General features: G+C 55.6%; 21 protein-coding genes and 1 pseudogene. 18 read left to right on the top strand and 4 right to left on the bottom strand.

The features are described 5' to 3' along the window. The first annotated feature begins 12 nt into the window (after positions 1-12). Complete coding sequence (locus tag BMX17_RS19470; RefSeq protein WP_092663238.1) at positions 13-1869, top strand: DNA cytosine methyltransferase; 1857 nt, start codon at positions 13-15, stop codon at positions 1867-1869. Positions 1870-1888: 19 nt separating this feature from the next. Here BMX17_RS19470 and BMX17_RS19465 read toward each other — a convergent pair whose 3' ends face one another. After that, positions 1889-2533 (bottom strand): hypothetical protein, encoded by a 645-nt coding sequence (locus tag BMX17_RS19465; protein ID WP_092663236.1) that lies wholly within the window; start codon positions 2531-2533, stop codon positions 1889-1891. A 129-nt stretch (positions 2534-2662) separates the two neighbouring features. Between BMX17_RS19465 and BMX17_RS19460 the strand changes: the two genes are divergently transcribed. Further along, positions 2663-3202, top strand: coding sequence for a hypothetical protein (locus BMX17_RS19460; protein WP_092663234.1), 540 nt, complete (start codon positions 2663-2665; stop codon positions 3200-3202). Here BMX17_RS19460 and BMX17_RS19455 read toward each other — a convergent pair. Next, a complete protein-coding gene (locus BMX17_RS19455; RefSeq protein WP_092663232.1) occupies positions 3192-3479 on the bottom strand; it encodes a helix-turn-helix transcriptional regulator in 288 nt (95 codons plus the stop codon). The genes BMX17_RS19460 and BMX17_RS19455 overlap by 11 nt on opposite strands. Before the next feature lie 114 nt (positions 3480-3593). Here BMX17_RS19455 and BMX17_RS19450 point away from each other — a divergent pair, with 114 nt between their 5' ends. Continuing rightward, positions 3594-4583 (top strand): Eco57I restriction-modification methylase domain-containing protein, encoded by a 990-nt coding sequence (locus tag BMX17_RS19450; protein WP_092663230.1) that lies wholly within the window; start codon positions 3594-3596, stop codon positions 4581-4583. A 203-nt stretch (positions 4584-4786) separates the two neighbouring features. After that, entirely contained in the window at positions 4787-5671 is an 885-nt protein-coding gene (locus BMX17_RS19445; RefSeq protein WP_342027705.1) for a radical SAM family protein, read from the top strand. Here BMX17_RS19445 and BMX17_RS19440 read toward each other — a convergent pair. Next, positions 5663-6175, bottom strand: a complete 513-nt coding sequence (locus BMX17_RS19440; RefSeq protein ID WP_092663226.1) for a hypothetical protein — start codon at positions 6173-6175, stop codon at positions 5663-5665. The two genes, BMX17_RS19445 and BMX17_RS19440, sit on opposite strands and share 9 nt — an antisense overlap. A gap of 192 nt (positions 6176-6367) precedes the next feature. Between BMX17_RS19440 and BMX17_RS25335 the strand changes: the two genes are divergently transcribed. From BMX17_RS25335 to BMX17_RS19390, 10 genes are all read left to right on the top strand, one after another. Next, positions 6368-7027, top strand: coding sequence for a hypothetical protein (locus BMX17_RS25335; protein WP_139203591.1), 660 nt, complete (start codon positions 6368-6370; stop codon positions 7025-7027). Positions 7028-7140: 113 nt separating this feature from the next. Continuing rightward, the gene (locus BMX17_RS19435; RefSeq protein ID WP_139203590.1) at positions 7141-7431 is read left to right on the top strand and encodes a hypothetical protein; all 291 of its coding nucleotides are present in this window, start codon (positions 7141-7143) and stop codon (positions 7429-7431) included. Between the two features lie 35 nt (positions 7432-7466). Next, a complete protein-coding gene (locus BMX17_RS19430) occupies positions 7467-8933 on the top strand; it encodes a hypothetical protein (protein ID WP_139203589.1) in 1467 nt (488 codons plus the stop codon). 3 nt (positions 8934-8936) lie between these two features. After that, positions 8937-9227 carry a hypothetical protein gene (locus BMX17_RS25330; RefSeq protein WP_139203587.1) on the top strand — a complete coding sequence of 97 codons (291 nt, stop codon included), beginning with the start codon at positions 8937-8939 and terminating at the stop codon, positions 9225-9227. A gap of 109 nt (positions 9228-9336) precedes the next feature. Beyond that, the gene (locus BMX17_RS19425; protein ID WP_092663220.1) at positions 9337-10581 is read left to right on the top strand and encodes an RNA-guided endonuclease InsQ/TnpB family protein; all 1245 of its coding nucleotides are present in this window, start codon (positions 9337-9339) and stop codon (positions 10579-10581) included. A 244-nt stretch (positions 10582-10825) separates the two neighbouring features. Further along, positions 10826-11206, top strand: a complete 381-nt coding sequence (locus tag BMX17_RS19420; RefSeq protein ID WP_092663218.1) for a hypothetical protein — start codon at positions 10826-10828, stop codon at positions 11204-11206. Positions 11207-11383: 177 nt separating this feature from the next. Continuing rightward, positions 11384-11959, top strand: a complete 576-nt coding sequence (locus BMX17_RS19415; protein WP_092663216.1) for a metal-dependent hydrolase — start codon at positions 11384-11386, stop codon at positions 11957-11959. Between the two features lie 584 nt (positions 11960-12543). Further along, complete coding sequence (locus BMX17_RS19400; protein WP_092663210.1) at positions 12544-12897, top strand: hypothetical protein; 354 nt, start codon at positions 12544-12546, stop codon at positions 12895-12897. A gap of 101 nt (positions 12898-12998) precedes the next feature. Beyond that, on the top strand, positions 12999-14105 hold the full coding sequence (locus tag BMX17_RS19395) for a DUF7995 family protein (protein WP_092663208.1): 1107 nt from the start codon (positions 12999-13001) through the stop codon (positions 14103-14105). A 79-nt stretch (positions 14106-14184) separates the two neighbouring features. Further along, complete coding sequence (locus BMX17_RS19390) at positions 14185-14460, top strand: hypothetical protein (protein ID WP_092663206.1); 276 nt, start codon at positions 14185-14187, stop codon at positions 14458-14460. A gap of 169 nt (positions 14461-14629) precedes the next feature. Here the strand turns inward: BMX17_RS19390 and BMX17_RS19385 are convergent, their stop codons facing one another. Continuing rightward, complete coding sequence (locus BMX17_RS19385; protein ID WP_092663204.1) at positions 14630-15454, bottom strand: PH domain-containing protein; 825 nt, start codon at positions 15452-15454, stop codon at positions 14630-14632. 16 nt (positions 15455-15470) lie between these two features. Here BMX17_RS19385 and BMX17_RS25325 point away from each other — a divergent pair, with 16 nt between their 5' ends. The 4 genes and pseudogenes from BMX17_RS25325 to BMX17_RS19370 form a co-directional block, all read left to right on the top strand. After that, positions 15471-15818 carry a MarR family transcriptional regulator gene (locus tag BMX17_RS25325; protein WP_139203586.1) on the top strand — a complete coding sequence of 116 codons (348 nt, stop codon included), beginning with the start codon at positions 15471-15473 and terminating at the stop codon, positions 15816-15818. A gap of 237 nt (positions 15819-16055) precedes the next feature. After that, positions 16056-19679 carry a carboxypeptidase-like regulatory domain-containing protein gene (locus BMX17_RS19380; protein WP_139203585.1) on the top strand — a complete coding sequence of 1208 codons (3624 nt, stop codon included), beginning with the start codon at positions 16056-16058 and terminating at the stop codon, positions 19677-19679. A gap of 107 nt (positions 19680-19786) precedes the next feature. Next, positions 19787-20305 carry a hypothetical protein gene (locus tag BMX17_RS19375; RefSeq protein WP_092663200.1) on the top strand — a complete coding sequence of 173 codons (519 nt, stop codon included), beginning with the start codon at positions 19787-19789 and terminating at the stop codon, positions 20303-20305. 728 nt (positions 20306-21033) lie between these two features. After that, positions 21034-21309 (top strand): annotated as a pseudogene (locus tag BMX17_RS19370) (transposase); the annotation flags it as partial. Positions 21310-21449 lie beyond the last annotated feature (140 nt).

Below are 21449 nucleotides of genomic sequence, written 5' to 3'. Positions count from 1 at the left end.
CGGAAGTGAGCAATGACAGAGAGCAGTGACAACACCATCCGCGTCGTGGATCTGTTCTGCGGCGGCGGTGGTCTCAGCTGGGGGCTCGTCGAGGGCATCAAAGAGGAAGCCGTCGACGCCCCAGAGCCTACCAGAGAACTACTCGAGGACCGTATCGACTTGGTCGGGATCAACCACGACGAGAAGGCGCTGGAAACCCACGCTGCCAATCACTCGTGGGCCCGTCACTTCCACGACGAAGTGCAGAACGTCAAGCCGCGGGAGATATTCGACGACCCCAATCCCGATGTGAAGATCCTCAGCGGTGGCATCGAATGTACCCACTGGAGCGCGGCACGTGGCTCCAAACCCGCCGACAAGCAGAAGAGAATGCCGGCGTGGGACGTTCTGACGTTCATTCAGAAACTCCAGCCCGAGATCGTCCTCTTTGAGAACGTCAAGGAGTTCGCCAGCTGGGGACCGCTTGAGGCTGATGGAACCCCATCGCGGAACGGAGAAACGTTCAGCGCCTGGGTCGACAGCATCCACGCCCACGGGTACAGCGTCGACTGGAAAGTTCTCAACGCCGCAGACTACGGCGATGCGACCAGCCGTGAACGGCTGTTCATCGTCGCCCGTCGCGACGGCAAGCCCACGTTCCCCGACCCGACGCACTCCGAAGACGGACACGGCGACACCAAACCGTGGCGGACGGCCAGCGAAATCATCGACTGGGACGATCCCGGACAGAGCATCTGGGAGCGGGGCGTCTCCAACAACAAGAAACCGCTCAAGCACACGACGATGAGCCGGGTGGCAGAAGGGCTCCGACGGTACTGTGACGACTCGCTTGAACCGTTCGCCGACTTCCTGGACGGCATCACTCGCGACGAAGTTCGGGAGCTACAAGACCGACCAGTCCCGGCAGCCAACGCCGGCGAAGTGATGGAACAACGGTGTGAACCGTTTCTCGTCAAGTACTACGGCACCAGTACGGCCAAGCCCGTCGATTCCCCCCTCGATACCATTACTGCCGGTGGCGAAAAGTTCGCGCTCGCAACGCCCTACGTCCTCGGCCAGCATTCGAACTCAGTGGCACGGGCAGTCGATGAATCGCCCCTGCCCACCATCGCAACGAGAGGCGCGGTCAGTCTCCTGAACGCCGATCCGTTTATCCTCGGACAGCACAGCGGGGCCGCTCCGCGAAAAGCATCAGAGAAGCCCGTGAACACCGTTACGACAACCGGGGCCCTCCAGATGCTCAACCCAGATCCATTCGTCCTGCCGCGGAACGGACGGCAACGTGGACTCCACAGCAACCCTGGGTATAATCCGGGTGAAGAACCCCTTCACACTGTCACTGCGAAGAATCATGACGGACACCTGGTCGAGTCCTACCTCGTGCCCTTCTACAGCGAGCGCGCTGGCCAGCGCCCACGAACCCACGATCTCGACGATCCACTACCCACCGTCACGGCAACCGGCTCTCAGCCGGGTCTAATTCAGCCGTTCATCGACGAGTTCTACGGGCAGGGAAGCCCCAACCCGATCAACGAACCGCTCCCGACCGTCACCACCAAGGACCGATTCGCGCTCGTGATCCCCGAGTGCTACCCCTTCGGGATAGATATTCGATATCGGATGCTCAAACCGGAAGAACTCGCGGGTGCACAAGGCTTCCCCTCCGATTACGAGTTTGTCGGCAACAAGACTGAAACGACCGCACAGATCGGGAACGCAGTCCCCGTGTCATTGGCAAAAGCACTCTGCAAACACCTACTGACCAGTCACGATCCGACGCTGTTCTCGTTCACTGACAGTGACACTCCAAGCGCTGGAACCACACCGGGAGAAAATGCAGGGAATGGCAGAGCCAACTCGGACGACTAACGTGAAGGGGAGGAACAGCCTACCCCCTCACTTCATCCGGAAAGTACTTTGAATCAACAAGCGGGTGACGGCTGACATCCGAAAACACGTCCTCGAGTACAGGAAGAACCGCTTCGATATCAGCATCATCAGCTTCAGGAACCATTTCCTGAACACTCCTATCCAGCACCCCTCGCATATCAGCCCGCAGCATCTGAAGAACGTTGTTCAGGTCCTCATACCGGTATTTGTCGAGGAATTGAGCGACGCTATCATTGACCTCCGATTTTCCTACTAAACCGATGTAGCCAGGTCCTATGAGACCGCCGCCAACAGTGCGATCAATGCTATCCCCATCAGCTTGGAAGAACTTCGCCTCATACCCGCGAGGTTGAATATCTGATTTCACACGAATAGCACCAATGTCCACCAGCTCGTCGATATCCTCATACAAAGTCGATTCAGGGATGTCAGCGTCAGTTGATTCCTGAATTTCCTTTACCGTAAGGCCATCCCACAGGAACGGATTTGAGTCTGAATTCTCCCTCTCTATACCTCCCTCCACAAAGAGAGTAAACCAGATATGCGCCAACCTCGGCGACTCAAGCAGACGCCCGATTGCCACAAGGTCATCAGCGGTCGTGCCGAGCAAGTCAACTCGTTCGTTGCCGAGTCCATCTTCCATGCATCTCATTTTCCAGGGATCTCGGAAAACTGTTACGCACACCTTGACGCGCTTGGAGAAGTGCTGATAAGCACTGAAATTCCCGTTCTCGCCACCGCGAGTTGTCGTCCTTGCGAGGTTAGTGAACACATGGGAGAAATACACGACGCCAATGACTTGGAGAAAGAAACGTACGAACAGCAGGACGTCATCGAACGGGCCGGTCCGGTTGCTCTCATCAACAGCCGGATGACCAAAGACGAAGTGAAGCGAGACCTCGACCGGGTCGATCGGCTCCAGCAGGCTCTAGACGACGCCACCGTCGCCAACTTCTACCTGTATGGGCAGCTGCGGCGGGTCGGCGCACTCATCGAGATCGGCCACGATCCGCTGAACAACGGATTCATCGCGAGCAACGTCGAGGGATTCACCGTCGACGCGGTCAATCCCCGAAACAGCGACCAGGTCTTCGTCCGGTTCCAAGAGAACAAGGACAGCGACGGGGTTGAGTTCCAGTCTCGGTGTGGCATCGAGCCTGACGGTAATCACACAGAGGTGCTTCGCATTCCTGGTATCTCAGACGGCCGGGTCGTCGTTGACTTCGGCGCGTCCCACGGACGGCCACGAATCTGTATCTGGAACGAAGCACCGATCGGTTACGGCGATCCCGACGAGATCATCACGTTGTAATTGAGTCAGAGAGATACTTCTGTTCCCACTTCTGACGGGTCTCAATCTCACGCTCTCCGCGGTTGGAAATGGTATATTCGTTCGTTCGCCGGTCTTTCGAGGACTTGCTTACGAGTCCTTTCTCGACCAGTGTATCGAGGTTCGGATACAGGCGGCCATGGTGAATTTCGCCCTCGTAGTACGTCTCGAGTTCCTCCTTGAGCGCGAGACCATGGGGCTGATCCAACCCTGCAATTACATACAAAAGGTCACGTTGGAAGGCAGTCAGGTCGTACATCAATCCAACGTGAGTAACTCCTGATATATAGACCTTCTTCCGATGACAGCAAAATAGCGCCCCTACACCGATAGAACGGACGGGGCATTGTGGTCCTGCCACTGAAAGTGATATATGCCAGCGGAAGATGGATTCGTCCCAACACCGCCCGCAATCAGTGATGAAGTCGCGCTCTCACTGTTGAGTTGCATTCACAACAACGACGACAACGAAACAAATCTTCTCTACCCGGGGGCAGGGCGTGGCCCTCTCTTCGCAGCAGTCAAACGATACTGCAGTGTGAGAGGGAAGCCGCTTCCAGACGCTCACCTCGTCGAGGCAAATGAGAACCGGGCTGGATTTCTGGACCAGCGGTTCGGTAAATCCGAGCCACATACCCCGTCGCTTTCAGACGACTCACGTCGAGCCCACACACCCTCATATCCGCCAGGAGCAACGGCCGAGAAAACGCCAGTCCACGGAGACGTCACCATCAAAGAAACGAACTTCCTCACCGCTGACTTCGACACCAAGTTCGACTTCGCTATCGCGAACCCGCCGTACTCTCGATACAAAAACATCGACACGGGTCTTCGCGACCAATACCGGGAGCAGTACAACTCAACAGAGGGATCATTCCCACTGTATGCCCCCTTCACCGAAGCTATGATTAACCACCTGAAGGTCGGCGGTTGGATGTCAGTCATTCTTCCCGAACAGGCGCTCCTGCGGGACACATTTGCGCCGTTCAGGGACGTACTCCTTCGAGAAAATATCGTCCAGATCGCCGCATTACCGCGTGCTACATTCCCAGACCACAGTATCGAGACAATTCTTCTCACCCTACAGAAGACTAAGTCTCCGCTCTATGATTCGCACTTCTGGGTTGAAACGCTCTACAATTACAAATCGAAGTTGGAAGAATTGCTCATCCGTCTCGGCGTGTCTGAGTCCGAGGTGGGTGATCACATCAATGCGTATAACGAACGGGTTGACTACCTGAAAACACAGCTTGTGTGGAACCAGAAAAACGATGGAAAGGAAGGCGGCTACAACTCAGCAGTAGTCCCAACTGACCAAACTGAAAGCGAACAATCCGGCCTTGGGGCGTGGTCAGACGACTGACCCACAGGGTCAGTACAACCATGTCAGACGGTCAAAGCAACAGACCACGGACTGCAGAAGATCCGACCAAAGCCATCCTTTCAAAATCGGGACTGAATGAGAAGTACCTCTGCGATTACGTACTGAACGTCGCCAGTGGCTGTTCTCACGGATGTTCTTTCTGTTACGTCCCTTCCACCCCCAATATCCGAACGCGGGGTGAAATGCTCAAAGAACAGGTCGACGTCGACGATGGACAGGAAGAGTGGGGTGACTACGTGCTCTATCGCGACGATATCCCCGAACGGTTAGAAAGCAAACTCTCGAGAAAGCGTACGTGGCGAGAAACCGAAGGTGGGCAGGGGATTGTCGGAATCTCGTTCCATACAGACGCCTTCATGGATCCGCGAGCAGCAGATATCAGCAGCAAGACGATCCAGATCCTTGGCGACTACGAGAAGTACACTCGAGTCCTCACTCGGAATCCCAAGCTGGCAAACCACTACCAGCACTCATTCGAGCAAGCACGCGGCTACGTCACCATTGGGACCTCAGTCCCTACGCTCGACGAGGACGCAGTGAGCGCCATAGAGCAGAACGCGCCACCAGTAGAAAGCCGGCTCGACGGCCTGAAAGAATTCGCCGACGCCGGCTTCCCGACGTTCATCTCGCTCTCCCCAACATACCCGTCAATCGACAGCCGGGACCAGATGGAGACGCTGCTCAAAAAGGTGGCGACGGCTGATCCCGACGTCATCTTTCATGAGCCGATCAACCAACGCGGGGCCAACTTTCAGATGACCGTCGACGCGGCCTGGAACCACAGCCACGATGAGCTTGGCAGCCAATTAGCCAAGATTCGCGATCGGGACGCATGGCGGCGCTACTCGCTAAAACACCACGCGTGGGTTCAGGAATTAGGCGATAAGCATGATCTGCCAGTCCATCTCTGGCCCGACTCGCGACTGATGTCCATCGCAGACGGCGCCGTCGAAGCATGGCTTCGAAAATGGTACGACCGGCAGTCGCCAGAACCGTTCGCTGAACGGCCAACCCCAAGCACACCAATGCCCAAAATCCCCGACGAGGTCGGGTCGCTCTCACTCTGACGGGCGATCGTGAAGATTGTCCCGTACAGCATCTGCGTTTGCTTTAACTTGGCGTTCGCGAACGTCACGAATACTACTCCATGTTTTTGGACTGTATTCCCCAGACTCAAGGACAATGTAATCCAGGGCCTCCGGCAACGAGCAATCCAATCGGGTCATTAACTCCGCCGCCTTCTCAATGTAGTCACTCTGGTCCGTCGGTAGAGCCACATCGTAGAATTCGTGACTGTCTCGGTCGTATCGCGCAAAAAACATCGATTCACCACCCTGCTCGAGTTCTGCCTCGATGTGCGGTGGGAGACTCTCAAGTGCAGGCCGTGGGACCGGATATTTCTCATCAGCCATATCCGAGATAGAGTGTGGGTGAAGACGGGAGTGCTTCAGATCGGTAAAGCACATCAGATAGCCAGTTTCCGAGCCAAGTTGGTCACGCCCATCGAGAAGTTTCGCGACAGTGTCGTCGTCTAGTTGGTCTACGTCCGGGAAAACGCTGTGGACAAGCATCAGCTGAAGCGAATCGGTGCGAGAGGTACTGTCTGGGTCTGACGACGAATGTGACATTTGTTCTCACCCGTTATCAGAAAGAAAACCTGAAAGGAGATAATAGTATTCCCGGCGGATAATGTTGAGGTGCCGCAAATGAATTGGATAGACAGACGAATCCAAACAACATCGAAGTCAGCCGAATGATATAACATGTTCAAAATCAATCGTGAAATCGTGAGCCGCACACTCCCCAATCGCAAAGCCCTCAGTCTCTGTGGACTTGTAGCGCTTATCGCCCTCGCTGGATGTGGAGGGATGCTCGGCGGTGAGCAAGGAACAGCAACACCGACCCCCACGGATGAGAATGCAACAGACAATCGGTCAGCACCATCTGAAAAAGAACCGTTCCACAAACAGAACAAATCCTTCCAGTATATTCAACAGAGCAGTGAACAGGGCCCTACACTCACCTACAACTGGACCATCATCAACGCGACTGTTGACAAAGCGACTGTGTTCACTTCCACGCCAGATCAAGCCACTTCAATAACCGTGAATCAGAGTGCTGTTGGTGAAGAGACGGCAGTGAAATTCGGTTCCGTATATTCCACACTGAATATTGGACCGGCACTCGTTGACGGACACTCCTTAGAGAATGGAAACTCCTGGACGACAGATGAATCGGTAACGGTCACCATTGGGGAGAATCAGACGGTGAAAGGTGTAACATGTACGGAGGTTACCGCAGACCGCCCCGACGCAGAAGTGCCCTCAACATGGTGTGTGAATCCGTCTGAAACTTACCCATTCGCTCTGAGCTACGAACGCGGTTCCTACGAAATTCGGTTAGAGAATCTCGTGCTTCCCTAGTACGTCGGCGCTTTCTCCAGTCTGCTTATTAGTTGCGGATCAGCGGGCGAAGTGAGACAGTTACGATGACCCGAGAAGTCACACAACCAGAATCGAAGAGCGAAGCCGATGGGATGCTCGTCGCGTTCGTCGACGAACATAGCGAGAAAATCATGGCCGGCGACGTGGACAACACATCGCTCCTTCGCGAGCGTGTCGCAGACATACTCGTAGAATCTGGCTTCAATACCGACATCGCGCCTCTCGCGTTCGCAAAGACGCTTCCTGCCAGTTCTCGCGTCCAGAACGGCGGCGATAACGACATTTTTCTAGCCGAAGACATCTGCCACACTCGAATCGTCGATCGTGTCGTGGACCTGATCGTCAAGAACAACACCGCAATCGACTGGGGGCCCGACCAATGATCGACAAATTTTCTCCAGATCGATTCTACAAAGAGATGGTCGCACCACAGTTAGACGGGACCCTTCCTGTGTCCCAAGCGCCGCTGCCCGATCAAGTACCTGCCAGCGACGATGAATACACGGTGCAGGTGGCAGAGCGGTGTCTCGAACAGGCGCTTGGCGACCTCGGACATCACGAGGAGATCCGTCAGTCCATGGAAGCGTGGCAAGACGACACTGCTGGAAGCAACGACGACCCGGGCTACTGGCGAGACATGGTGTTCTCGCTAACGCCTCACGAGCGAAACTTCGGTGAAATCAACAGCGAAGACGGCGAGCAACTGCAGAAGGCAAACACAATCATCAGCTGGTTCGCCCACGCGTTTTCCGAAGACCAACTCAGCGACGTCGAGGACGAACTCCGGTCAGAATACAAAGAGGCGTGGATCGATCTCGCCACCGAACAACGGCGACTCCTCAACGGCAAAGAACTCCTCTCAGAGCCGCCAAACGAAATCAACGGCTGGGAGCGAATCCCAGCACCTGGGTTCGGTCTCGCCTACTACGGAACTGCAGAAGACGGAGCGTTGCAGGTCGTCTGCCTGTTCGAGATGGACGGCTACGTTCGCCTGTGGGCAATCGATCCTTTCGACTGGGCAACACACATCCGGCATCGCGTCGGTCTCGACACCGACGGCATGATGGAGTACCGCCAGCGAAGTCTCGGCAAGCCCGGTCCCGACTCGTGGGCAGAAGGGGCCTGGAAACTGGAATCTCATCTCAATTCTCATCCCGGAGACGGACGCTATCGGCCGTATCTGGCCACACTCGATGAATCCGGGCCCGGTGGTCGGACCCACATCAATCTGACTGCCGATATCAGCACCGACTACGACTCGATCCACGTCGACGACATTTCGCCGCCGGGCGACTGGACGCTGACCGAACACACGACATCGACCAGCAAGTATCCCTCCAGGACCAGCCGGACCGTCTGGGACCATCCGTTCTACGGCCAGCTTATAGTCGCCGTCACCTGGATGAACGGTACAGGTACCGGATCCGGGCAGACGCGACTTGCAAGTGGTGTTGTCCCGGACGCATATCCACTGGTCAAACGGGTCAGCCAAGACCGCGCCTACGACGCTGCAGTACAGTTCATGATCGAGCATCCCGGTCCTGACAACGATATCGTCGCCGCCGCACGTCGGATCGCAGAACAGCAAGATGCGGTTGCTAACGACGACAGCGAATGGCACAGGGTCGAGCAGGAAGCAACGCTCGTCGCCATCGAGCTGCGGGACCAGAACTACAAGCCAGAAACGATCCATCGAGTCATCAAGGCCGGCAACGCACTCGGCGGGACTGGCGACCAGAATATCCCCACACTCGCCCCACTCGTAGAAGCAGGCGTTCCCCATCCCGAGATGAGTTCTCGAATGCAGGAACAGACGGAAGACAACGCAAATCGCTCCCGGACAGAGGCAGAAACCGACCAACAATCGACACTCGCCGGATTCTGAAAGATGAGCAACGACACGCCTTCTTCTAGCGGCGGCCAGCATTCGCTTACCGACTGGGGAGACAGTAGCCAGTCCTCCAGTTCGGAAGAAGAAACAGTAACGCCCGGAATTACCGCAAGCCGGGCTGAAGAGGAAGACCGACAATCGAACGACGGCCACAAAGAGCGTGCAATCAGCCCGCGGTGGCACGACGAAGCCGACGAACACGATCCAACGTTCAGCATAAAACAGCGCGGAGCCCCCTTCCTCAACGAGCAGCGCAGAGAGACTGCAGTCTCTCAAGCAGCGCAGTAGGGAGGGGAGGAGCGCGTCGCATCCCTCGACAATCACAGTTCTCTGCACTCGGCCAATTCCCCACTACATAATAAAAGAATTTAACTACATAGAAATCGTTGAAACGAGTATGGAGGTGCGTCGCACACTGCCGGTCAAACTCGACGTGGCCGACAGCGACAGAGACGCACTTCTCGACACAATCTCCCAATACAAACACATCGCCAACGAGACCAGCGACCACTGCTGGAACGAGAACGATTACAAGCAAACAGCGAAGTACGCTGTCAAAGACGAGCTGTACCACGACCTGAAAGCAGACCACGACCTTACCGCGAATCTCGTCCAGCAAGCCATCTTCCAGGCCGTCGAAGCCATCAAGTCTGGTGTTGCACGCCTCGAAAAGAACGAGGACACCAGTCAACCTGAGTTCACCGCCGACACCGCTCGGTACGACAAACGCGCCGCCACCTTCCACGACGACCACGTGTCCCTGTCCACCGTGGATGGACGTATCGAAGCTGACTACGTGCTGCCAGCAGACGAGACCGACACGCCGTTCGAGGAGTACCTCAACGGTGACGACTGGGAGTTTCGTACCAGTACACTCCACTATAAGCCGTTCGAGGGCGAGTTCTGGCTCCACATCGGATTCAAACGCATTGAGGAAGAGACCGATAGCACCTACACTGACGCCGCTGTCCCCGAGAACAGGACAGTTCTCGGGATCGACCTCGGCGTCGAAACTCTCGCTGTCGCGTCAACCGGCACGTTCTGGACAGGTGACGAACTTGACCACTGGCACCGCGAATTCCAACAGCGCCGGGCTGATCTCCAGCAAGCCGGCACACAGGAAGCTCACCGCACGCTCCAGCGCGTCAGCACGAAAGAAACGGCGTACTACAAGCAGTACCTCCACATCGTCGCCAACGAGATCGTCGAAGAAGCGGTCGAACACGACTGTTCAGTGATCGCGTTCGAAGACCTGACCGACATCCGAAAGCGGGCGCAGGGAGCGACGTGGCATCACCGCTGGCGCTTTAACCGTCTGTACGAGTACGTCGAGTACAAGGCCAAGGCCTACGGCATCGACGTCGAAGAACTGGAGCGAAGTCCGCAGGCGAAGACGGTGCCAGCCTACTACACCTCACAACGATGCAGCAGTTGTGGGTTCACCCACGAGGATAACCGCCCTACGCAAGAACACTTCGAGTGCCAGAAGTGCGGCTACGAGAACCACGCCGACTACAACGCCGCCAAGAACGTAGCGGTGCGTTGGTGTCGGCGGTTACTCCGTCGCAACCAGACTGGCGGCGACGGAGGCGCACCCGTAAACGTTGCGCTGAATGGCGGGACGATGAACGTGAACGTGTAAGCACCGAAGCCCCTTCGACGGGGAGACGGGCTTCTCCGTGCCACGTACTGTGGCCCGAACGGGAGTCCACGTCAAAGCCCCACCCTCAACGAGCGAACCCCCTGTGGGTGAGCGAAGTAGGGTGGGGTAGTTTACCAATCCCCTCGCCGACTCGCTGCTCCCGGTCGGGCGGATCGCGATTGTCCTACAAGCTGGTGACGGCGTCGAAAAAGGGTACGGACAGGACGGGACCCTCTCGCCCGGCGTGTATCTCCGTGGCAAAGACTCCTACACCGACCGGCCACCAACACCAGTCACTGTCAGCGACACACAGCTGCAGTTCGGAGCCGAATGGTGCCTCCACACCGCTCGCGAGATCGTCTCGGACCCGTCAGACGTGGTCTGCATTTCCAAAGAACACGGCGGGAGTCTCAACATCGGACTATCGAGCCAGTCAAAAGCACAGATCGCCCACGTTGGCTCAATTGGAGCCGGAACCAACACTAGCAGCGAAGAGAAATACGACTTCCAGCTGATCCGTACGTTCAACACGCCGAAGGATCTCTACATTCAAACTGAGGAACCACGGCTGGACATCTCAGATCTGCGCCCCGGTTCTCTAGAAGAGTTCTCCATCTCTTATTGACACTTGCAGAGAATGTATATTTACCATATGGTTTATTTACAGAATCAAAATAAGTCCCATATAGGCCGAAAATTTGGCTGTCCAATAGTATCAAAGAATATAGAAGAACCGGATAATGTTGGACTCTAGTTATAGGTTTAAAACAGTTGGTTGCGAAACGGCAGAGGATACCAAGGGATGAAGCAAATCGGTCACGCTGGAATGGCCCTCGCATGGGCGGCCCCGCTCACTATCATACTCGGTATTGCGGCTAGCCCCCTGCTGGCTGCTGGCGCTACCGTAATTGCGCTATCAGTAGCGTCACTTCCAGACACTATCGACTTTTCAACGGAGTTGATCACACACCGTGGCGGCACACACACGGTGTGGTTTGGTTTCATCGTCGCCATCATCGCCGGACTCGTTGTAACAGCAGGCCTCTCAGTCGCAACCGACTCAGCGGCCACAATTCCAGACAGTGACAGTGTCACAGCGGTCCTGTCCGCGCTTCCCAGTCCTGTAGCTGGGGGGACCATTGCAGCGGCGAGCGCATTCCTTGGAGTCGCATCGCACCTGTTTGCAGATGCACTTACCGTGGGCCGCGGATCAAACCTGATCCGTCCGCTTTGGCCTATTAGCAACCGCGAACTGTACTACGGGTTCACAAAATACGACAACTACTGGTGGAACTACGGCCTGTTCGCGGCCGGAGTTCTCTGCCAGATCGTCGTTTTCGCCATCCTGATCCAGACCACTCAGCCGCTCCAATCATGACCCAAACCAACGTTGACACACCGGCAGTTTCAGGCCTGACCGAACCGGTTCGTGTTCAATTCCAAGATGAACTGTCTCAGTCGGACGTACGCGAAAGGCTGGAAGCCGCCGATCCAGCCCAAGCAGCCAACGAGCTTGCACTCCGAGAAACAACCACTCAATCCCTGCAACAAGCACGAGACGCCCTGCTTGACGCCCTCACAGTCGATCAAGGCCACGCCCAGATCCAAATCAACAACTTGGTTCGAGGACTCGGCCTAGTCCGCGGCCAATGTATGCTTAATCTCCAACCAGAGGCCAGTAGATCTCAACAGCACTTGGTTTTCACGTCTGAAGGAGTCCCAGTAATTCACGAAAAGCCAGGTAACTTCCCGTTCGTACCTGGATCTGACACGCTGGAGGTGCTTCTCAAAGCGCGCCGTCCAACACTTCTCCCCCGCCAAAAATTCGACTTTAATGTGGTAGGACTCTAGTTTCAGTACTGGCACATCCTCTCAGCTAAAAATATTTAGCCAAGGTGAAAATCCGGTTTGTGGTTTGTGAGTCTGCGGGTGAGGTGGACAATCTGTCCGTAGGTCTCACCAATGTCAGAAAGCGAAAGCAATAGCGATCCGCCTACAGAGTTCGCTGACCCCGGCATCGACAGCAATCCAGAACAGGACGGCACACAGGCCGAATTCAATCAGTCCGGCGAACTCACGAAGAAAGAACAGATCAGAATGTCGCTCGAGGACCATGGCGTCGACATCCCCAGACAGCGGGGCGAAAGCCAAGTCGAACAGGAGAAAGCCTCTGAGTTTGGCGTCGACGATCGATCCACCGACAGTGGCCCCACTGGCGAAGAGACCGAACAGCAATCTCTCTTCGCGAGCAGCGACGACCAACAGCTGACGCTGGGTGGCGAACAGGCCAGCCAGCAGTTCATGTTCGACGACTAGCCCATCCAGCGTCCCGCGTCGAACTCGATCTCTGTCTTCTAGACAGAATATGAATCAATTCTGATAGACCGGACAGTTTAAATAGGACCTTCTGCCGAAGTATGCTTGAACCGATGGCTCCCAACCCCAACTCATCCCAATCTCCCATCTCAGAATTTGCACAGTCTACCGGCACTCACCAGGATCAGGACAGCCCCAACCAGCAGACCTGCCCCACCTGCCAAGAATCCGTCTCAACTGAAGTCGCTCAGTGCCCCAACTGCGGGCACACAATCAATCCCTCGGTCACTGCGCGCTGGAGTGCCACGACCGACTCCAACAGCTGGACGCTCGACCGGGTTGTCTTCGCGATTGTCCCGGCCCAGTCCAAGCATGTTGCACTCCCGCAGGCGACGGGGCTCTTTAAGTCCAAACTGGGTAGCAGTCGCGATCTCCCCACGTCCGGGGACAACTACGACCTCATCGATAACGTTGATCTCGCAGACACCGTCCAGAACGCCTGGGGCAACCTGCCCGGAGCCGCCCCACTCACCTCTGAAGACGGGCAGGCAATCCTCGCCACCATCCAGTCACAACTGGATACACCCAACACGTCCTCGTACGCGTCCGCAAAGCGGCCCCACCTCTACGGCAAGTACGGTCAAGAACTCGACGTCGACACCGTCGCGACCTACGCCGATGCCGACCTCGTGGACGGCAAGCGATACTGGATCGTCCCCGCACTCGCCTACGTCATCAAGCAATCCGGATCTGCCCCCGACGACACAGAAGACCTCTTCTGCACCGACTGTGGCCAGAAAACGCCTCACACATTCGAAGGGCGAGAAGGACGGCCAACATGGGCAGACGATATCCACCACAACGGCGATATCAAGTCCAGTGGCCCCCCTCTCGAAACGCTCCACTATCTCGAAGACACTCCCGGGCGGCCCGTCTGGCAATGCTGGGAGTGTGACAGCGGCCAGTTCGGGCCCGAGCCCGAACACCTCGACAGCCAGAACATCGAAGACAAACACGATCGGGACGTAGATACGCAGGTCCCGGACGGGACAGAAATCCCCGACGAGATCAACGAGCCCGAAATCACAGCCGACGACTTCCCCAAGGTCGAGCGCGGGTCCGAAGACGCCCACGAATACCACCTCCAGCAGCTGGAAGATCGTGGCCAGAACGTTCCGACTACCACCTCGCGCGACAGCGACTCGTAGTCGGACTCTGTGGTACTTCTTTTCTGTCCGTTCCCCCGTACCAAGGCCGGCGGTTTTGTGGCACAGCAAGTAGAGTGCCATGAGCGACGAGACCGACAGCAACCAACCACCAAGTTCCGCCCCACCAGACAAAGACGAGTTCGTTGAACAGGGAATACTGTGGCCCGACGGCGCCGAGTGGATCTGGCACGAGCCAACCAACTCCCCCCAGTACATTCTCGCTATCGAGGAAGTCCACAGCCACCACTTCGCGCTCGTCCTCGGCGACCCTGACGGAACCTTCAGTCACGTCGAAACGTTCCACGATTCAGACGACCAGTTCCTCCGATACCCGCCGGGTGAGAGCGATGTCTGAATCCCAACGAGCAGATACCCACGGGAGGGAAAGTAGCGAAACCGTCTCCCGACCAATCCCACCGTGGGTCTTCGACGAGAAAGAGGCTCTGGACACGATCAGCGACCAGCACAAACAGGCGCAGGAGTCTGGCGAAATCTTCGCTGGTAACCAGAATCAGCCCGAAAAATCAATGGAATCCGCGCGGCGTCTCCGCTGAATCCTCCGTCTCAGCCCCATCGCTAGTCGCGCCTTCGGCGGTTGCACTCGCTGCATCGCCAGTCGAACGTTGCGTCCCGCCATCGTCATCACTCGGTTGGGTCTGCTGTTCCTGCCCCTCAGTACTTTCCTCAGTCCCCGGCGGCTGGCGCTGCACTTCAACATTCAAGCCCGACAGTTGGTCTTCGATCAACCCACCAGCTTCCGACGGATCCGGAACGTAGCTCCAATCCAACGTCGACATATGGCCCGCAGATGCCGAGAAAAACATCACATCACCGATTCCAACCATCCGTTCGAGCGGATTCTGGTTCCAATCCATCGCCTGCAAATTCCGAATCGGGATAAAATCCGGGTCTCGGCCGATGATTCCCGTCTTCTTATAAACCCCCTGTGTCGTCACGACATACTGCGTGAAGCGTCTCCGAAGCTCCATGTATCCGAGTAGCAGAATCGAGAGGGCCAGAAGAATCGCGAGATAGAACTGGATCGAATGGCCAAAAACCGTCGTCCCAGCAAGCGGCCCCTCTGAAATTACATACGAGGTGATCAGCGACACGACAACAGTCGCAATTCCCTCTGGCACAAGCACGAACGGACTCGGATGACCAGAATACAATACTTGATCCGCCGAATCTACCTCTAACCAGCTTGGAGGGCTGTCCATGGCGGAATTATTCGCCCATTTAAGTAAAAATCCACTTGTTTTTTCAGCTAGATGATGGCGGGAAGCAACAGCAGCCAAAATTCCAACCGCCTGGTCTGGCTGTCTCGCGCGCGTGTTGAGGCTCTGCATCTGGCGCAGACCGACAATGGTACCGCCAGACTACAACCCAGACGGCCCGAGCGGACCAGACCAACCTGTCGAAGAGTTGTTAAACCAGTTGTCGCCATCACAAATTCTCGTCCTGAAGACCCTCGCCTACGAAGGCTGGCTCTCCCGCAATCAACTAAAAAAAGAGACTCGACTACCCGAACGAACAGTCAAGCGCGCTCTCAGCACTCTAGAAGATCATTCGCTCATTACAAAGATAACACACGGTGAAGATGGCCGAAAAGCAAATTACAATATTTCTCCCGTAGTCGAGTTGCCGCCCAAATTCGGGCCTGGTGTTGATTACAGCGATCCAAACCAAGATCAAAACACGGATGATATATGACATATCCCGCCAAGCCCGATATCGATACTGAAAAAACACAATCTATAGTGCCGTTCTTGCCGGTTTTTCTCCGCGTGAGATTATCAGAAGTTGAATCAGTTTCCATAGATTTTTGTCAGTTCGAGAAATAGCGCGCAGCATGGATGGACCCCCATCTGTCCGCTCTGTCCTCCACACACGGAAATGTCCCCATCAAAAATCGAAAACGGCCCCCTCTATTGAACCGGGGTGGTATCAGTGAGTCGCGATCTGAATGATATCAACGCCTCATCTCGGAGCGAGATGGTCTGCCCCGAATGTTGGGAACGGGGACTTGCCGCACACCAGCGTCGAGTTCAGGCGTACGATTCAGACAAAGACAAAATCATCCATGCTTCGGGTTGCCGAACCGAAGGGTGTAAGCATCACTACAAAAATGGCGAGGCAATCCCTGCAAAGGTCATCGAGATGCAGCTGGGGGCTGGACGGAGTTTCAACCCCAAAGAAATCGTTGCCCGAACCAGTCTCAAAACAGTCGGTGTCATAATTGGCATCTCCCTGTTTGGTGTTGCCCTCCTGATCGCTGTTACCGGCCTCCCATTCCTCGGCGGTCCTAGTGGGAGTAGTGGGGTCGCCTCAGCAGAGACCAACGTCTCGAAAGCAGACGGATCTATCTCAGAAGTCGGTGGTGGCCCTAACTGGACGATCTACAAATACGGCGATCAATACGTCGTCGCTGGCGAGAATAGTAACGGCGAAACAGTCTATCTCAACGCCAATGGCGTAGTCGTCGACAGCGTCCACTTCTTCGATACTGAACAAGATGCTAGAAAGGCCATCGGACAGTGGGAACAAATTGTAGTCGAAAACCCCAACACGACAATCGATCCAGACGCGCGCAACATCTCCAGTCCAGAATTGGACTCTCCTTGGTCTGTTTTCAAAGTCAATAGTAGTGCGTACGTCGTGGCAGCTGAGAACTCAGAAGGAAACGTCGTATTCCTCCATCCAGACGGGTCAGTAAGCGTCGAACCGTACTTCTATGACACGCAGCTAGCCGCAGAGGAAGCGCTCATCGAATGGAATCTCGATAATCTCCCCTCCAGTGAATTCAAGGAAACAACTGCGTCTGAGGTCGAAAATGTCCTGAACGACGGCACCACTGCCCCGATCAGCGGTGGCGGTGGCGGCGGAGGAGGTGGCGGTGGTGGTTCAGACCCGATCGACGGGAACGAATCAGAAGGCTCGTACAACGTCACAGAAGTCAAAGGCAGCGTCACTGGCCCCTCCGGAGACGCACTCACGAACGCCAAAGTGATCCTGGACAGCGGCGAAAAGGAAACCACTACGGACCAATCCGGTGCCTACTCCTTCGACAGTGTCGAGAGCGGAACACACACGCTCTCTGTCATCCCAACCGATCTCGAGTCGACAGCAGCGCCCCGATCTGCAAAATTTGAGGTCGGAGACAGCGGCAATATCGAACTGGAGAAAGCCCCATCCAGCGCGATTTACTTCACTGACAGTGACGGCGACGTTGCCAGAAACGAGATCGACTGGACTGCTCCAGAGGCACAACAGATCAAAGCTCTCGGAAACGGATCGCGAATTAACTCCAACATCACGTTCGCGAACAACCTCAACGCCAACGACGTGACAATTAGCCTCTCAAGCGTCGCCACTTCCTCAGAACGGGAAATACAATTCAACGCTAGTTCCCCCCTCGACTTCACCGCACGCGGGAATACACAACCGCGCAATCCGGTACTGACGCTCTACGGTGACAGCAAAGCATCTGACAAGATGTTGACCGGGAACTCGACCGAGGCCACTCACACACTGGAGGGTAACCAGCCAATCGAAAACCCAAAAGTGACGCTTGAAGGATTCCAGGAAGTCTCATCTCTCAAGCAACAGCAAGCGGCCAGCGGCAACAGTCAGACGTTCACAGTCGGTGGGAACCTCCCGACAATCAACCACCAACTCCAGCTCATCGGGGATACTGAGTCGCGCAGCATCAGTACCTCGAAGTCACAGAACTCATTTACCCACAACGTCCGCGGCAACCTCCGTCCACAGGATGTCCAATTCCAGGTGACCGGTCAAGAAAACACGAACAACCGGAGGGTCACAGGAGAGATCAAGGACGGCGAATTGACCGTCCAGGTCAACGGTAATCAGCCAGCAGAGAATGTCCAACTCCAATTGAATGGACAGTCGTGGACCGGGACAGTCACCACAGAACACTTCAGCGGCAGTGCTGGTCAGTGTTATTGGGACTGCGGGAATGCTAAGATTCAGACGATCATGCCTGCGCCGCCCGACGGTTCAACCCGTGAGTATATTCTCGACGTCGAAGGCGATTGGCACGACGCGAACTACGATGGAGGCCAGACGTTCGCGCTCAGGAAGCAGGTCGAGCCCTACCAGAAGTACATAGACATCATGGATGGGTATTACGTAGATAGAAACTATTCGACGATCGATTCTTGGGCTACGACCTCTAGCTACGGCGGCTCTACCGGCACGGAACCACCAATTGATGCCCGGAAGGAAGTCACTGTCTCCCGGCCAGAACACCCAGATAATCCAAATAACGGGATGTTGGAAGGCTCATTCACTGGGGCCTCCTATGATGACCTTGACATTTCCGTAGAGGTTATCCAGAAACAGAAAACGCGGGACGTCAGTGTCTCTGGCCCTGGCATCTCCGGGACCTACAACGATAATGTCGGCGGCTCCGGGTCCAGCACAGTCAACATCGGCTCTCTTTCCCCAGGGACGCACACGTTCGACATCCAGACCTCCGGTGAACAAGGTGTCAACTACGAGTTGACGTTCCAAGAACGGTCTGTGACGGAAAACGTGCGCGTAAAAGCAGATGGGAATACCCGGTGTTCGGAGAACACGGTTCCGGGGTCGACAACCTGTACGGTAGACTCAAGCAATGTCTCCCCGAGCAGCACGCTATCGTTCTCATCGAACGGCCCGACCCCGGAAGTATCGATGAGCTATACTGCACGAGCTGGTGTGGGTTCCGGAACTGTCGATATGGGCGGTCAGACGTTCAATTACGACCAACGTAACAACGGGATGGGCGTGCTGACGTCGGGCGATACCTACGAAATGTCGACGAAGGCCTTCTCGCCCGGACAGAAGGAACTCACCGTCCAGTCGCAGTCAGTTGATGGGATGAATCCCACGCTGAAGGCTGTTGTCGAATACAAAGAGCGGACGGCAACGAAGAACGTCCGCTTGATGCACGATGGGAGTACGATCTGCCAGAAGCCCAACGCTCTCACTGGATCGACCAGTTGTGACATCGCAGACTCGACGCTGGTCGGCGGCGACAACATCACGATCAAAGCCAACGGCCTGCCAGTGAAATATGAACTCGGGTATGGCGCGACCGCCAAGGTCGGTGATGCCACGATCAGCATTGACGGCACCGAGTTCTCGTACCCAGAAGACTTCGGCAAGTCAGAACCACTTGGAGAAGGTGAGAAGGCGACCATCGAACTGGATAGCCTCACGCTGGGCGAGCACACACTCGATATGTCCACCATCGAAACAAACGGAATCAAAATCGATGGAGAGGCGCAACTCTCCTATGTTGGCGATATTCTGACCTCCTACAAGCCCAGCGTCATGGTCATCAACCCCAATGGAACGACGTACGAACACCCGGTCCCTGCCTCACAACTCGATAACGAACGGCTGACCGAGAACGTCACCATCAGCCTTCCGCAGCGGTACTTCGACAAAGGCGGGAACGAGGTTGTCGTCAAAACTGCCGACGGCTCGTTCGTCCGAGCCGACCTGGAGGCGACCGGGCTACAATACCAAGCGAACCGCTTCAGACGGGAGGGAGAAGCAGAGTAGGTCTCTACCGACAAGCCAAACAAAGTTCTAGTCAAGGACACGAGGTTTTGCGATTCACGGCGACACTACACAGAACAGTTCCACAGAAGTACACTCAATAACCGCAAATGATCAAAGCAACAATCAACGTCCTTGCGATCGAGACTGGCGAAGTGCCCCCCGGCCCAATGGCCTCAATGCACACCATCGAGCAGTACAGAGAAACCTATGGTGGGTCGCTCAGAACCTGGGTCGAGACAGTCCGAGGAGAATCGTGCAAGTGTACCGCATCGCTCTGCGATAACGTGATCGAGGTCGGACATGGAGAATCTAAAATCAAAATCTGGATTTACCAGCCAGAGACGGTAAAGGAAAAGCTTCAGGCTATCTGCCAAGACTTTCGCGGCCTAAACAGAAATATCCAGCCGACCACAACAAAGGCGACAGCGACAGCCCTTCACGATGCCGAAGGTAACCGGGCAGGCGCCTGCTTCACCTGCGGTGAGTGTGGGACATATCACAGCTACGACGAAGAGGGAGAAAAGTGGTCTGTCACAGGTGAAATAGATGAAAAGCCGATCTACGAATACGCTACTGGCGGCTTCCCAGTCGAACAGCCCGTGAGTAACCTTCCAAAACACCAATGATGAAACCAGGCTCCCCAGCCGTCAGCGTTCGTGCTATCGAAGCCGGGGATTCACCCCAGGACTGCAATGACCAGCCATCGGACAAGATCAAACGGTTCAGAGCAGTGTATGGTGGGTCGCTCAGGCAATGGGTCAACGTAATCCGTGGAAGATCGTGCGAACGTATAGAAGGTCCTTGTGACGGCGTGGACAATATTGGCCACGGGAACTCAAAGATCAAAGTTGAGATCAGATTCCCTAGACACGCAGTCGAAGAGCTGCGAGCTGTATATCAAGACCTACGAGGACAAGACCGGAATCTTGCAGATGTCCCAAAAGAAGTCGCAACAATAGCTCTACACGACGCTGAGGGGAATCGGGCAACGGCATATTTCAAGTGTGGTGACTGCGGCCAAGTGTATTACCACAAGCGCGAAGGCGAAACATGGTCTCTATCCGGCGTTGACGGTGGAAGACCGGCCTATAGATCTGCAATCGGCGATTTCCCAATCCGGCCGGGGGTACTCTAGCCCACAGTAGCCTTTTTTCAGGAAGCCCCTACCTCAAGGAGCGCCAAAGGCAGCGAAAAGCCCCTCTCCAGCACGCTACATTCTGTACTCAATCACGGTTTTGCGGATTTCAGGTCCTCTAAGCCGGATATAGCAGACCCTCCAAATTGCGACAGTAGTTGAGCCCGGTCGTCTCAATGCATATGGCTTGAGCAGGTCAGGGTGATCCCAAAGAGATCAGTGACGAATAGAGGGAGTGGCCACCTCACCGAGTGCGGCTACCGGTGGGAGATCGAGAGCGGCTACAAATCGATTAAACGATTCATGACCGGCACTACCTCGAAAAATTTCGGCCTCCGATTCTTCTACTTCGCGTTCGCGTGTCTGCTGTACTCGATCTGGCGGGCGGTCGATCTGCTGGTGCAGATGCAGTTGACCGGTGAGTACGAACATTCGCCCATTGTGACAGCCGACAACACGCTGACGCTGGTGAAGAAGGAAACCGGAATCGGATAGTAACGGGACTCTCTCCTTGAGAGCAGGGCGTCTGAGTGGCAACACTATCCAGAGTCTCGGAAATCCGCTGGAATAGTTGCCTGTGGAACAAGAGCGACCGTTCAGAAAGCGATCTGACACAGATTCCGCTCATCGATTCG

It is taken from the genome of Halorientalis persicus (assembly GCF_900110215.1).
Classification (GTDB): domain Archaea; phylum Halobacteriota; class Halobacteria; order Halobacteriales; family Haloarculaceae; genus Halorientalis; species Halorientalis persica.
The sequence above is the reverse complement of the archived record's forward strand: the minus strand, read 5'-3'. Positions and strand labels throughout refer to the sequence as shown.

Coding starts and splice junctions, on each gene's coding strand:
- BMX17_RS25330 (WP_139203587.1), top strand. CDS start 8,937: ATGAGCAACGACACGCCTTCTTCTAGCGGCGGCCAGCATTCGCTTACC.
- BMX17_RS19460 (WP_092663234.1), top strand. CDS start 2,663: ATGGGAGAAATACACGACGCCAATGACTTGGAGAAAGAAACGTACGAA.
- BMX17_RS19455 (WP_092663232.1), bottom strand. CDS start 3,479: ATGTACGACCTGACTGCCTTCCAACGTGACCTTTTGTATGTAATTGCA.
- BMX17_RS19465 (WP_092663236.1), bottom strand. CDS start 2,533: ATGGAAGATGGACTCGGCAACGAACGAGTTGACTTGCTCGGCACGACC.
- BMX17_RS19385 (WP_092663204.1), bottom strand. CDS start 15,454: ATGCAGAGCCTCAACACGCGCGCGAGACAGCCAGACCAGGCGGTTGGA.
- BMX17_RS19445 (WP_342027705.1), top strand. CDS start 4,787: ATGCTCAAAGAACAGGTCGACGTCGACGATGGACAGGAAGAGTGGGGT.
- BMX17_RS19375 (WP_092663200.1), top strand. CDS start 19,787: ATGATCAAAGCAACAATCAACGTCCTTGCGATCGAGACTGGCGAAGTG.
- BMX17_RS19430 (WP_139203589.1), top strand. CDS start 7,467: ATGGTCGCACCACAGTTAGACGGGACCCTTCCTGTGTCCCAAGCGCCG.
- BMX17_RS25335 (WP_139203591.1), top strand. CDS start 6,368: ATGTTCAAAATCAATCGTGAAATCGTGAGCCGCACACTCCCCAATCGC.
- BMX17_RS19395 (WP_092663208.1), top strand. CDS start 12,999: ATGCTTGAACCGATGGCTCCCAACCCCAACTCATCCCAATCTCCCATC.
- BMX17_RS19425 (WP_092663220.1), top strand. CDS start 9,337: ATGGAGGTGCGTCGCACACTGCCGGTCAAACTCGACGTGGCCGACAGC.
- BMX17_RS19390 (WP_092663206.1), top strand. CDS start 14,185: ATGAGCGACGAGACCGACAGCAACCAACCACCAAGTTCCGCCCCACCA.
- BMX17_RS19400 (WP_092663210.1), top strand. CDS start 12,544: ATGTCAGAAAGCGAAAGCAATAGCGATCCGCCTACAGAGTTCGCTGAC.
- BMX17_RS19440 (WP_092663226.1), bottom strand. CDS start 6,175: ATGCTTGTCCACAGCGTTTTCCCGGACGTAGACCAACTAGACGACGAC.
- BMX17_RS19415 (WP_092663216.1), top strand. CDS start 11,384: ATGAAGCAAATCGGTCACGCTGGAATGGCCCTCGCATGGGCGGCCCCG.
- BMX17_RS25325 (WP_139203586.1), top strand. CDS start 15,471: ATGGTACCGCCAGACTACAACCCAGACGGCCCGAGCGGACCAGACCAA.
- BMX17_RS19470 (WP_092663238.1), top strand. CDS start 13: ATGACAGAGAGCAGTGACAACACCATCCGCGTCGTGGATCTGTTCTGC.
- BMX17_RS19435 (WP_139203590.1), top strand. CDS start 7,141: ATGCTCGTCGCGTTCGTCGACGAACATAGCGAGAAAATCATGGCCGGC.
- BMX17_RS19450 (WP_092663230.1), top strand. CDS start 3,594: ATGCCAGCGGAAGATGGATTCGTCCCAACACCGCCCGCAATCAGTGAT.